Source organism: Hylemonella sp. P2_B10 (genome assembly GCF_056404875.1).
Genome location: NZ_JBFUDE010000004.1, coordinates 143,036 through 155,715 on the forward strand (window position 1 = coordinate 143,036; position 12,680 = coordinate 155,715).

The 12,680-nt window shown below is 66.9% G+C and carries 8 protein-coding genes; all 8 read right to left on the reverse strand.

Going from position 1 to position 12,680, the window contains the following annotated elements; all coding sequences use genetic code 11:
• Positions 1-37: 37 nt before the first annotated feature.
• Complete coding sequence (gene narI, locus AC1DX2_RS18480) at positions 38-763, reverse strand: respiratory nitrate reductase subunit gamma (protein ID WP_477197863.1); 726 nt, start codon at positions 761-763, stop codon at positions 38-40.
• Positions 760-1,440: a nitrate reductase molybdenum cofactor assembly chaperone gene (gene narJ, locus AC1DX2_RS18485; protein WP_477197864.1), complete on the reverse strand. Its 681-nt coding sequence runs from the start codon at positions 1,438-1,440 to the stop codon at positions 760-762. The genes narI and narJ overlap by 4 nt, the downstream gene beginning before the upstream one ends.
• A 16-nt stretch (positions 1,441-1,456) precedes the next feature.
• Complete coding sequence (gene narH, locus AC1DX2_RS18490; RefSeq protein WP_477197865.1) at positions 1,457-2,989, reverse strand: nitrate reductase subunit beta; 1,533 nt, start codon at positions 2,987-2,989, stop codon at positions 1,457-1,459.
• A gap of 18 nt (positions 2,990-3,007) precedes the next feature.
• Positions 3,008-6,802: a nitrate reductase subunit alpha gene (locus AC1DX2_RS18495; protein ID WP_477197866.1), complete on the reverse strand. Its 3,795-nt coding sequence runs from the start codon at positions 6,800-6,802 to the stop codon at positions 3,008-3,010.
• Positions 6,803-6,893: 91 nt separating this feature from the next.
• Positions 6,894-8,570 carry an MFS transporter gene (locus AC1DX2_RS18500; RefSeq protein WP_477197867.1) on the reverse strand — a complete coding sequence of 559 codons (1,677 nt, stop codon included), beginning with the start codon at positions 8,568-8,570 and terminating at the stop codon, positions 6,894-6,896.
• Complete coding sequence (locus tag AC1DX2_RS18505) at positions 8,567-9,838, reverse strand: MFS transporter (RefSeq protein WP_477197868.1); 1,272 nt, start codon at positions 9,836-9,838, stop codon at positions 8,567-8,569. Before AC1DX2_RS18505 ends, AC1DX2_RS18500 begins: the two co-directional genes overlap by 4 nt.
• Positions 9,839-9,999: 161 nt before the next feature.
• Positions 10,000-10,725 (reverse strand): response regulator, encoded by a 726-nt coding sequence (locus AC1DX2_RS18510; RefSeq protein WP_477197869.1) that lies wholly within the window; start codon positions 10,723-10,725, stop codon positions 10,000-10,002.
• Positions 10,722-12,635 (reverse strand): type IV pili methyl-accepting chemotaxis transducer N-terminal domain-containing protein, encoded by a 1,914-nt coding sequence (locus AC1DX2_RS18515; RefSeq protein WP_477197870.1) that lies wholly within the window; start codon positions 12,633-12,635, stop codon positions 10,722-10,724. Before AC1DX2_RS18515 ends, AC1DX2_RS18510 begins: the two co-directional genes overlap by 4 nt.
• Positions 12,636-12,680: the final 45 nt, after the last annotated feature.

Genomic DNA, 12,680 nt, shown 5'->3' on the forward strand with positions numbered 1-12,680 from the left:
GGAGTCCTTTCAGTGGGGGTGGGCGCAGGCGGGGCGCTCAGCGCCGGCCCTGGCTCAGCGGCGGCGTGGGCGTGATGCCGACACGGCGGCTGCGCACCACCTGGTAGGGGCGCAGCAGGTAGGCCACAGCGCCAAAGCCGCTCCACACATGCACCAGCCGGGTGAACGGGAACACCAGGAAGATGCTCATGCCCAGGAACATGTGGGCCTTGAACACCCAGCCGGCGCCGGCCAGCATCTCGGGCGCGCCGGTGCGCCAAGTGACGATGCGCTGCGCCCATTCCGCCAGGCGCATCATCATGCTGCCGTCCAGGTGCTGGGCCGACAGCGGAATGGTGGCCAGCCCCAGCGCCAGTTGCAGCCACAGCAGCACCAGCAGCGCGATGTCGCTGGGCTTGGAGTTCAGCCGTATGCGCGGGTCGCTCAGCCGGCGGTGCAGCAGGATGCTGACACCGATGAAGCCCAGCAGGCCAAACACCCCGCCCGACACCATGGCCACCACCTGCTTGGCGCCGGCGCTGATGAAGGGCTCGTACAGGAAGTGCGGCGTCAGCATGCCCACCGTGTGGCCGAAGAACAGGAACAGCACGCCGACATGGAACAGATTGCTGCCCCAGCGCAGCTGGCCGGCGCGCAGCAGCTGCGAGGAGTCGCTCTTCCAGGTGTATTGGTCGCGGTCAAAGCGCAGCAGGCTGCCCAGCAGGAACACCGTCAGGCAGATGTAGGGATAGTAGCCAAACAGCAGTTGGTCAAGGTAGCTCATGCGTGTGCTCCCGGCTGGGCGGCGGCCCGGCGAACGATGTGTATGGGTTGCGGCTCGCCAGGGCGGGCCTGGCCTTTGGTGGAGCAGCCGTCAAACGCCGGCGGCTCGCTCCAGCTGTCGTCCATGGGCTCGTCGGCCTCGATGGCCACCGCCTGCACGCGCTGGCCGGCCAGCTCCAGCACGGCGGCCAGGGCCGTCGCATAGGGGCTGCCACGCTGCAGCAGGGCGGAGAACACGGCGCTCAGGATGTGCGCCATCTCGCCCAGGAACTCGCGCGCGATGGGCGCCGGCTGGGTGGAGGCGAATTCCAGCACCACGCACAGGTGGTCCGGCAGCTCCTCGGGTGCCAGCAGCAGGCCGGCCTTCTCATAGGTCTGCACCAGGTCCACCATGGCCGGGCCGCGGTCACGCGAATCGCCGTGCACATGCTCGAACAGGTGCAGCGAGGTGGCACGGCCGCGGTCGAAGGTCTCCACATAGCGCGCCTGCGTCTCCAGCAGGTCGCCGCGCAGCAGCTCGTTGTGCAGGTTGCGCAACTCCAGCCGGCGCGCTGCGGGCAGCGCCCGCTCGGCGTCAATGGCGTCCAGCAGCTGCGGCAGCAGGCCGCGCAGCCGTTCGTCGGGGTAGCCCAGCAGCAGCGCCAGGGCGCGCAGCGTATAGCGGTTGTCTTTTGTCATGGGGTGGCTCCGCGTTTCAGACCAGGGACTTGATGGGGATGGTGCGCGGCTTGTTGCCGCCGAACAGGCTGGTTTCCGAGGCACCGTCCGAGCAGCCGTTGCCGAACGAGAAGCCGCAGCCGCCGCGCAGGTCGAAGGCGTTCTCGGCGTACTCGCGGTGCGTGCTGGGGATGACGAAGCGGTCCTCGTAGTTGGCGATGGCCATGACCTGGTACATCTCCTCCACCTCGGCCTCGGTCAGCGCGGCCTGCTGCAGCACGGCCAGGTTGCGCACGCCGTCCACATGCTTGCCGCGCTGGTAGGCGCGCATGGCCAGCATGCGCTCCAGCGCGCGCACCACCGGGTAGGTGTCGCCGGCGGTCAGCAGGTTGGCCAGGTACTGCACCGGAATGCGCATCTGGGCGATGTCGGGCAGCTCGCCGTGGATGCCGATCTGCCCGGCGTTGGCCGCTGAGGTGATGGGCGACAGCGGCGGCACGTACCACACCATGGGCAGCGTGCGGTACTCGGGGTGCAGCGGCAGCGCCACGCGCCACTGCACGGCCATCTTGTACACCGGGCTGTTGCGGGCGCCCTCCAGCCAGTTCTCCGGAATGCCGTCCTTGCGTGCCTGCGCTATCACCGCGGGGTCGTTCGGGTCGAGGAAGATGTCCAGCTGCGCCTTGTACAGGTCCTTCTCATCGGCCACGCTGGCCGCTTCCTGGATGCGGTCGGCGTCGTACAGCAGCACGCCCAGGTAGCGGATACGGCCCACACAGGTCTCCGAGCACACGGTGGGCTGGCCGGCCTCGATGCGCGGGTAGCAGAAGATGCACTTCTCGGCCTTGCCGCTCTTCCAGTTGAAGTAGATCTTCTTGTAGGGGCAGCCCGACACGCACATGCGCCAGCCGCGGCACTTGTCCTGGTCGATCAGCACGATGCCGTCCTCTTCGCGCTTGTAGATCGAGCCCGAGGGGCACGAGGCCACGCAGGCCGGGTTCAGGCAGTGCTCGCACAGCCGTGGCAGGTACATCATGAAGGTGTTCTCGAACTGGCCCACCATCTCCTTTTGCGCCTGCTCGAAATTGGCCAGGTTGGCGTCCTTGCTGCGCTTGGAAAACTCGCCGCCGAGGATTTCCTCCCAGTTCGGACCCCACTCGATCTTCTCCATGCGCTGGCCGGTGATCAGGCTGCGCGGGCGGGCCGTGGGCGCGGCCTTGGTCTCGGGCGCCGATTGCAGGTGGTCGTAGTCGAACGTGAAGGGCTCGTAGTAGTCGTCGATCTGCGGCATGTTGGGGTTGGAGAACAGCCGCATCAGCAGCTTCCACTTGCCGCCCTGGCGCGGCTCTATGCTGCCGTCGGGCTTGCGCACCCAGCCGCCGTTCCACTTGTCCTGGTTCTCCCATTCCTTGGGGTAGCCAATGCCGGGCTTGGTCTCGACGTTGTTGAACCAGGCGTATTCCATGCCGGGCCGGCTGGTCCAGACGTTCTTGCAGGTCACCGAGCAGGTGTGGCAGCCAATGCACTTGTCCAGGTTCAGCACCATGGCGATTTGCGCGCGTACTTTCATGTCGTGGTCCTCCCGGTGTCAGGCTTGCAGCGTGGCGGCGGCCTCGCCGTCCAGCCAGTCGATCTTGCGCATCTTGCGCACCACCACGAACTCGTCGCGGTTGGTGCCAATGGTTCCGTAGTAGTTGAAGCCGTACGAGAACTGCGCGTAGCCGCCAATCATGTGCGTGGGCTTGGTGACGATGCGCGTCACCGAGTTGTGGATGCCACCGCGCGTGCCGGTGATCTCGGCGCCGGGGGTGTTGATGATCTTCTCCTGCGCGTGGTACATCATGACCATGCCGGGGTTGACCCGCTGGCTGACCACCGCGCGCGCCGCGATGGCGCCGTTGGTGTTGAACAGCTCCACCCAGTCGTTGTCCACGATGCCGGCCGACTTGGCGTCGTCCTCGCTGAGCCAGATCACCGGGCCGCCGCGGTTCAGCGTCAGCATCATCAGGTTGTCGCTGTAGGTGGAGTGGATGCCCCACTTCTGGTGCGGCGTGATGAAGTTCAGCGCGATCTCGGGGTTGCCGTTGGGCTTGCGGTCCATGATGCCGCCCACCGTCTTCAGGTCCACCGGCGGACGGTAGCTGGTCAGGCCCTCGCCGAAAGCCAGCATCCAAGGGTGGTCCAGGTAGAACTGCTGGCGCCCGGTCAGCGTGCGCCAGGGGATCAGCTCATGCACGTTGGTGTAGCCGGCGTTGTAGCTGACCTTCTCGCTCTCCAGGCCCGACCAGGTGGGCGAGGAGATGATCTTGCGCGGCTGCGCCTGGATGTCGCGAAAGCGGATTTTCTCGTCCTCGCGGTGCAGCGCCAGGTGGGTGTGGTCGCGCCCTGTGATCTTGCCCAGTGCCTCCCAGGCCTTGACGGCCACATGGCCGTTGGTCTCGGGCGCCAGCTGCAGCACCACCTCGCAGGCGTCAATGTCGGTTTCGATGCGGGCCATGCCCTGCGTCACGCCGGGCGTCTTCACGCGGCCATTCAGGTCCTTGAGCTGCTCCACCTCGACCTCGGTCTTCCAGCCTATGCCCTTGCCGCCGTTGCCCAATTTTTCCAGCAGCGGGCCCAGGGCGGTGAAGCGTTTGTAGGTGTTGGGGTAGTCGCGCTCCACCACCTGGATCTGGGGCGCCGTCTTGCCGGGAATCAGCTCGCACTCGCCGCGCTTCCAGTCCTTCACATCGAAGGGCTGGGCCAGCTCGGCCGGGGTGTCGTGCATCAGCGGCGTCAGCACCACTTCCTTCTCCACGCCCAGGTGGCCCACGCAGACCTCGCTGTAGGCTTTGGCGAAGCCCTTGTAGATATCCCAGTCCGAGCGCGACTGCCAGGCCGGGTCCACCGCCGTGGACAGCGGGTGGATGAAGGGGTGCATGTCGCTGGTGTTGAGGTCGTTCTTCTCGTACCAGGTGGCGGTGGGCAGCACAATGTCGGAGTACAGGCAGGTGGTGCTCATGCGGAAGTCCAGCGTCACCAGCAGGTCCAGCTTGCCCTCGGGGGCCTGGGCGTGCCACTGGACCTCCTGCGGCTTGGCCTCGTCGGCACCCAGGTCGCGGCCCTGCACGCCGTGCGTTGTGCCCAGCAGGTGCTTGAGGAAGTACTCATGCCCCTTGCCGCTGGAGCCCAGCAGATTGGAGCGCCACACGAACATGTTGCGCGGCCAGTTGGCGGGGTGGTCGGGGTCCTCGCAGCTCATCTTCAGGCTGCCGTCCTTCAGCGCCTTGACCACGTAGTCCTTGGGGTCCAGGCCCTGGGCCTGGGCGTCCTTGACCACCTGCATGGAATTGGTCTGCAGTTGCGGCGCGCTGGGCAGCCAGCCCATGCGCTCGGCGCGCACGTTGTAGTCGATCAGGCTGCCGCCGAAGGCCTTCTTGTCCGCCAGCGGCGAGAGGATCTCTTCCACCCCCAGCTTCTCGTAGCGCCACTGGTCGGTGTGGGCGTAGAAGAAACTGGTGGAGTTCATCTGCCGGGGCGGGCGAACCCAGTCCAGCGCGAAGGCCAGCGCCGTCCAGCCGGTCTGCGGGCGCAGTTTCTCCTGGCCCACGTAGTGCGCCCAGCCGCCGCCGCTCTGGCCAATGCAGCCGCACATCATCAGCATGTTGATGATGCCGCGGTAGTTCATATCGCTGTGGTACCAGTGGTTCATGGCCGCGCCGATGATGACCATGGACTTGCCGCGCGTCTTGTCGGCGTTGTCGGCGAACTGGCGCGCCACGGCGATCACCTGGTCGCGCGGCACGCCGGTGATCTTCTCCTGCCAGGCGGGGGTGTAGGGGGTGTCGTCGTCGTAGCTGGTGGCAGCGGTCTCGCCGGCCAGGCCGCGCGCCACGCCGTAGTTGGCCACCGTCAGGTCAAACACCGTGGCCACCAGCGCGAAGCGCTCCTCGCCCGCCTTGCCCAGCTTGATGCGCCGCACCGGCACCTGGCGCACCAGCACGTCGCCCACGGCGGACTGCTGCTTGTTGGCGGTGAAGTGCGGCGTGTCCACGCCGCCGAAATACGGGAATCCAACCTGGCCCACCTCGTAGTCGCTGCCGCCGTCCTCCATCAGGCTGAGCTTGAGCTTCACGGTTTCGTCCGCGCGTGCCTCCTTGTCCTCCAGGTTCCACTTGCCGGCGTCCGTGCGGCCCTCGGCGCCCCAGCGAAAGCCAATGGACCCGTTGGGCAGCACCAGCTTGTCATGCTCGTCCAGCGCCACCGTCTTCCACTCGGGGTTGTTGGCCTGGCCCAGCTTGCCGTTGAAGTCGCTGGCGCGCAGGTAGCGGCCCGGCACCAGCACCTTGCGGCCGTCTTCCAGCACCCGCTCCTCCAGCTGCACCAGCTTGGGCATGTCGGTGTAGCGGCGCACGTAGTCGTCAAAGTAGACGCTGCGCTTGTCGACATGGAACTCCTTCAGGATCACGTGGCCCATGGCCATGGCCACGGCGGCGTCGGTGCCCTGCTTGGGGTGCATCCACAGGTCGGCCAGCTTACTGATCTCGGCGTAGTCCGGCGTGATGGCCACCGTCTTGGCGCCCTTGTAGCGCACCTCGGTGAAGAAGTGGGCGTCCGGCGTGCGCGTCTGCGGCACGTTGGAGCCCCAGGCGATGATGAAGGTGGAGTTGTACCAGTCGGCCGACTCGGGCACGTCGGTCTGTTCGCCCCACACCTGCGGGCTGGAGGGCGGCAGGTCGCAGTACCAGTCGTAGAAGCTCATGCACACGCCGCCGATCAGGCTCAGGTAACGGCTGCCGGCGGCGTAGCTGACCATGGACATGGCCGGGATGGGCGAGAAGCCGATCACCCGGTCCGGCCCGTACTTCTTGGCGGTGTACACATTGGCGGCGGCAACCAGCTGGTTGACCTCGTCCCAGCTGCTGCGCACAAAGCCGCCCAGGCCGCGCTGCTGCTGCCACTCCAGGCGCGCCGCCGGGTTCTCCACGATGGCGGCCCAGGCGTCCACCGGGCTCTTGGCCAGCGCCAGCGCAGCGCGCCAGTGCTTCAGCAGGCGGGCGCGCACCATCGGGTACTTGACCCGGTTGGCGCTGTACAGGTACCAGGAATAGGAAGCTCCCCGGGCGCAGCCGCGCGGCTCGTGGTTGGGCAGGTCGGCGCGTGTGCGCGGGTAGTCGGTCTGCTGGGTTTCCCAGGTGACGATGCCGCCTTTCACGTAGATCTTCCACGAGCATGAGCCCGTGCAGTTGACACCGTGCGTGCTGCGCACGATCTTGTCATGCGCCCAGCGGTCGCGGTAGGCGTCCTCCCAGGTGCGGTCTTCGCCGTTGGTGACGCCGTGCGTGCCCGAGAAGGGCTCCTTGGGGGCGGAAAAGTGGGTGAGGCGGTCGAGGAAGTGGCTCATACGGGGTCTCCAGGGGCTGCGTTCGGACAGCTGCAAAATGTTGAGGACAGAGCAAACTTGCTGCGCAATGCTTGGTCTGTCCCGCAACGTCTCATGGGTTCTTGATCTCTGCGCCGCGGCGCAGGTAGAACCACCAGTTCAGCACCAGGCACAGCGCGTAGAAGATGGCGAAGCCATACATCGCGTACTGCGGCGTGCCGGCCTTGATCTGCTGGCCAATCACCACCGGGGCGATGAAGGCGCCGTAGGCGGCAATGGCCGAGGTCCAGCCCAGCACGGGGCCGGCCTGCTGGCGGTCGAAAATCACGCCGATGGTGCGGAAGGTAGAACCGTTGCCGATGCCGCTGGCGGTGAACAGCACCACAAACAGCGCCATGAAAGGCATGAAGTACTGCTGCGGCGTGGCCGAGCCATAGGCCAGCAGCATCACGTAACCGACGGCGACCGAGGCCGCCACCATCACCGCCGAGATGCCCTGGGTGACGATGGAGCCGCCCACCTTGTCCGAGATCCAGCCGCCCAGCGGGCGCACCAGCGCGCCGACGAAGGGGCCGATCCAGGCAAAGGTCAGCGCTGAAGGGGCCTGCGGGTTCTTCAGCGTGTGCGTCATCACGCCGGCGGCGTCCGGCACATGCTGGAAGCCGAAGATCACGGTGATGGCCAGCGGCAGCGCCATCGAAAAACCAATGAACGAGCCGAAGGTGACGATGTACAGCGCCGTCAGCGACCAGGTGTGCTTGTTGCGGAAAATGGCGAACTGCTTGGCCACACCCTCCTTCATGGCGCCGAAGGCGGCCACGCGCATGATGGCCAGCGAGGCGCAGATGTCCAGCGGGATGGCCACCCACATGTTGAGCAGCCCCAGGCCGGTGGGCGCCGGCAGGTACAGGTACAGCATCACGATGCTGGGCACGAAGGCCAGCGTGTACAGGTAGGTGATTTTGGCGAAGGCGGCCAGCGGGCTGCCGGCGTCGGGCGACACCGTCTTCAGGTTGTTCATGCCAAACCAGCACAGCGCGCCCAGTGGCACCAGCGACAGCACCCAGGCGAAGCCGGCGTTCTGGATGTAGGTGGGCGTGCCGGCGGCGATCTTGCCGAATATCCAGCCGCTGTCCTTCACCAGCGTCTTGGCCTCGCCGCCCAGGGCGCCGAAGAGGCCCACCGTCATCACCAGCGGGATGACGATCTGCATGGTGGTGACGCCGAAGTTGCCCAGCCCGGCGTTCAGCCCCAGGCCGGTGCCCTGCAGCCGCTTGGGGAAGAAGGTGCTGATGTTGGACATGGAACTGGCGAAATTGCCGCCGCCCACGCCCGACCACAGCGCCATCAGCTGGAACACCCACAGCGGCCACTCCGGGTGCAGCAGGCACAGGCCGGTGCCGATGGCCGGCGCTAGCAGCATGGTGGTGGTGAGGAAGATGGTGTTGCGCCCGCCGGCCAGCCGTATCAGGAACGAGGCCGGAATGCGCATGGTGGCGCCGGAGATGCCGGCGATGGCGGTCAGCGTGAACAGTTCGGCCTGGGTGAAGGGGAAGCCCAGGTTGAGCATCTGCACGGTGATGATGCCCCACATGCCCCAGATGGCGAAGCCGCACAGCAGCGCCGGGATGGAGATCCACAGATTGCGGTAGGCGATCTTCTTGCCGGTGCTCTCCCAGAACGCCTCGTCCTCGGGGCGCCAGTCGGCCACGTCGGGGCCGCTGGGGGCAGGCGGCGGGGTGTTGAGCGCGCCGCGACCGGCGACCGTGGGGGTGAGTGTGGCATTCATGGTGTTTGCAGTGCGAAAGGTTTGGCGTTGGCGCCCATCACCTCGGTGCGGCGCACCTCGGTCCAGTACATCCAGATCAGCGACACCCAGACCACGCCGTACATCAGCATGAAAGCGCTGGAGCGGATGCCGGTCAGGTCCATCAGCGCGCCGAACATGATGGGCAGCACGAAGCCGCCCAGGCCGCCGGCAAGGCCGACGATGCCGCTGATGGTGCCGATGTTGGCGCTGTAGTCGTCGCTGATGTACTTGAACACGCTGGCCTTGCCGAAGGCAAAGGCGATGCCCAGCACGAACATCAGCACGGTGAAGGCATAGACGTTCAGGCCCAGGTGGAAAGTGGCCGGACCGTTGACCGTGGTGATGGTGAAATCGGTCTGCGGGTAGGAGAGCAGGAACAGGCAGATCCAGCTCACCCACATCACCCACCACGTGACGCTGTGCGCGCCGTACTTGTCCGACAGCACGCCGCCGACCGCACGCAGCACACCGCCGGGCAGCGAGAAGCAGGCCGCCAGCAGCGCGGCTACGCGGATGTCCAAACCGAACTCGCCCACGTAGTACTGCACCATCCACAGCGACAGCGCCACGTAGCCGCCGAACACGATGCTGTAGTACTGGCAGTACTTGATGACCTTGGGGTCCTTCAGCGCCTTGAGCTGGTCGGTGAATCGCACATGGCTGGGCACCAGGTGCGCCGGGTCGCTGTGGCTGAACATCCAGAACAGCAGCAGTGCGCCCAGCATGATGGCGGCGTAGACCTGCGGCACCACGGCCCAGCCAAAAGCCACCAGCAGCACCGGCGCCACGAACTTGTTGACCGCCGCGCCCGAGTTGCCGGCGCCGTACACGCCCATGGCCATCCCCTGGCGGTCCTTGGGGAACCAGCGAGCGACATAGGGCGTACCGACCGAGAAGGAGCCGCCGGCCAGGCCCACGAACAGGCCAATGGTGATGAACTGCCAGTATTCGGTGGCATAGCCCATCAGCCAGATGGCGGGAATGGTGCCGGCCATCAGCACAGCCATCACGATGCGCCCGCCGTAGCGGTCGGTCCAGATGCCCAATGGCACGCGGATCAGCGATCCGGTGAGCACCGGCGTGGCCGTCAACAGGCCGAACTGCGTGGCATTGAGCGCCAGCATCTTCTTGATGGGAATGCCGATGACGCCAAACATCATCCACACCATGAAGCACACGGTGAAGGCCAGGGTGCTGACGATCAGCACCGACCAGGCCTTTTTCGCATTGTTGATTTCAGTTCCCATTGCCATGCTCCTGCGAGTACGGCATGACTATCGCAAGCGCGCCCGCCTTCGACCATCCCCCATTGGGAGGTGCTGCAGGGTCAAAAGGAACTACCTGGCAACAGCCGGGGGTACTACTGAAGAACTAGCGAGGCGCCTGTTTGCGCGCGGCTTGACGCAGATCAATCCGGCGCCAGCGGTCTGGCGTACACCGCCGCCTGCACGCGCGAGCTCAGCTTGAGCTTTTGCAGGATGTGCTGCACGTGGATTTTGACCGTGGTCTCGGCGATGCTGAGTTGGCGCGCGATCAGCTTGTTGCTGTCGCCGCGCGCCAGCAGGGCCAGCACCTCGCGCTCGCGCGCGGACAACGCGGCCAGGTCCGCTGCCGGCGTGCCCGGGGCCGGGTTGGCCGCCCCGGATGGCGCGCCCACGCCATTGCCCCCGGCGGACGGCCCCGGCATCGCCAGTGCGCCGACAGGCCGGGCGCGAAACGCGCTGACCAGCTTGGTCATCATCTGCGGGCTGACCACCGACTCGCCCGCGACCACGTTGACGATGGCCTGGCACAGCTGATCGGACTCCACCGTCTTGAGCAGGTAGCCATCGGCGCCGGCCTGCAAGGCGGCTGTGAGGTCGTCCTCGTCCTCGCTGACCGTGAGCATCAGCACCCGCGCCTGTGGCGCGGCGGCCTTGATGGCAGCGATGCCGTCTACCCCGCGCACGCCCGGCAGGTGGTTGTCCAGCAACACCACGTCGGGCGGCTGCTCGCCAATCTGGCGCAGCGCCTCGCCCACGTCGCCGGCCTGGCAGGTGACGACAAAGCGCCCGTCCTGCATCAGCAGTGCCGTCAGGCCACGGCGAAACAGCGAATGGTCATCCACCACCATCAGGCGGATGGGCACCGTCATGCCGCCACCGCCTGGCCCACCGGGCTGCCGGCGTCCTGCGGCCGCACCGTGGGATGCGGCGGCAGCGTCAGCGTCAGCACGCAGCCCTGGCCTGGCCGCGAACCCACCGCGACCTGCGCGCCGATGGCGGCGGCGCGCTCGCGCATGATCTTCAGGCCCACATGGGTCTCGTCCGGTCCCAACAGCGGGTCGAAGCCTATGCCGTCGTCGCGCACCTCAAAGCGCCAGGCATCGCCACGCTGAACGTCCAGCACCACTTGGCTGGCGCCGGCGTGCTTGCGCACGTTGGACAACGCCTCCTGCAGCACGTGCAGCACCTGCAACTGCACGTCGGCCGGCAATGGCAGGCCCTCGCCATGCATCTGCAGTTGCGCCGGCAAGCCGGTCTGGTGGCGGAACTTCTGCAGCGTTTCCGCCAGCGCCAGCTCGATATCACCGGCATTGGCGCGGGTGCGAAAGTGCACCAGCAACTCGCGCACATCGTTGATGCTCTCGCGCAAACCGACGTCGAGCTCGTCCAGCGCCGTCTGCACCTGTTGCGGCTGGCCCTTCTGTGTCGCCGTGCGCAGCAACTGAACCTGTATCTTCAGGAAGGCCAACGACTGGGCGATGGAGTCATGCAACTCGCGCGCCAGCAGCGCCCGTTCCTCGCCCACCGCCGACTCGCGCTCCAGCGCCGCCGCGCGCAGCCCTTCCAGCGCGCTGGCCAGGTGGCTGGCCAGCGCGTCCAGCAACTCGGCCTCGTCGTCACTCAGGCGGACCTCGCTGCGGAAGAACAGGTCGATCTCGCCGATCAGGCGCTGCTGCAGGCGCACCGGCACGCTGACCAGGCTCTGGTAGCCCGCGCGTGCGCAATGGCGCACCGGTTGCGCCGCATGGGCCAGGATGGGGATCACGCGGGTACGGGCGTCGGGCTCCAGGTTGCCGCAGGCGCAGGCACCGGCCAGCAGGCTGCGCTCCTCCTCCAGCATGTCCTGCGGGAAGCAGTCGGACGCCAGCATCAGATAACGCTGGTTGGCCTCGTCGGACCAGCGCACCGCCACCGCGTCGGCCTTGACGATGGCGCGCACCCGTTGCGCAAAACCCTTGGTCAGGGCCTCCATGCTGTCGGCCTTGGCCAGGAAGGCGCTGACGTCATACAGTGCCTCGATGCGCGCGCTCTGCGCGGCGATGCGCCGCGTCTTGGCCTCCACCTGGGCTTCCAGCCCATCGTACAGGGTCTGCAACCGGCCGGCCATCAGGTTGAAGCCGGCGGCCACCTGGCCGAATTCATCGTCCGTGTCCACCTCCACCCGCGCGCCGAACTGGCCTTGCTCCACTTGCCGCAGACCCTTGCGCAGGCTGGCCAGCGGGTTGATCACATACAGGTAACCGGTGTAGATCATGACGACCGCGCCGGCGATGGCGATGGCCATCATGAGGACCTGGAACAGGTTCAGGATTGCCGTCAGCCGCGACATCTGCCGCTCAATGGCCAGCACCAGGTCGTCGATGGCCTGCACGAAATCGGCCGCCGCGCGCAGCCCTGCCTGCGCATGGCCGGCGGCAGGCTGGCGCCAGGCCGGACGCTGCGCCTGCCACAGCGCCCGCACGCGGCTGAACTGGGCGCGCGAGGCGTCGTCCCAGGGCACGAACAGCGGGCGCGATGAATCGCCTGCCTGCAGCAGCGCCAGGCTGTCGTCGAACTGCACCACCAGACCTTCCAACTCGGCCGGCTGAAACCCGGCCTGCTGCATGCCGGCCAGGCGCCAGGTCTGCATGCGCATGCGCCCGGCCTCGTTGACCGCCGCCGCACCGCCTTCCAGTTGCCAGGTGACCCACAGGGTCAGGCCGATGGACATCAGCGCGACCAGCAGCAAGCCGGCGCCGATGCGCAGCAACTTGGTGGACAACGAGTGACTCTTTTTCATGGCGGCCGGACGAGAAAAAAGGCGGGACGCCGGGCGCCCGCCTTG

What these genes read in the sequence shown, in the direction of transcription:
- narI (WP_477197863.1), bottom strand. Translation starts at nt 763, where the DNA reads ATGAGCTACCTTGACCAACTGCTGTTTGGCTACTATCCCTACATCTGC.
- narJ (WP_477197864.1), bottom strand. Translation starts at nt 1,440, where the DNA reads ATGACAAAAGACAACCGCTATACGCTGCGCGCCCTGGCGCTGCTGCTG.
- narH (WP_477197865.1), bottom strand. Translation starts at nt 2,989, where the DNA reads ATGAAAGTACGCGCGCAAATCGCCATGGTGCTGAACCTGGACAAGTGC.
- AC1DX2_RS18495 (WP_477197866.1), bottom strand. Translation starts at nt 6,802, where the DNA reads ATGAGCCACTTCCTCGACCGCCTCACCCACTTTTCCGCCCCCAAGGAG.
- AC1DX2_RS18500 (WP_477197867.1), bottom strand. Translation starts at nt 8,570, where the DNA reads ATGAATGCCACACTCACCCCCACGGTCGCCGGTCGCGGCGCGCTCAAC.
- AC1DX2_RS18505 (WP_477197868.1), bottom strand. Translation starts at nt 9,838, where the DNA reads ATGGGAACTGAAATCAACAATGCGAAAAAGGCCTGGTCGGTGCTGATC.
- AC1DX2_RS18510 (WP_477197869.1), bottom strand. Translation starts at nt 10,725, where the DNA reads ATGACGGTGCCCATCCGCCTGATGGTGGTGGATGACCATTCGCTGTTT.
- AC1DX2_RS18515 (WP_477197870.1), bottom strand. Translation starts at nt 12,635, where the DNA reads ATGAAAAAGAGTCACTCGTTGTCCACCAAGTTGCTGCGCATCGGCGCC.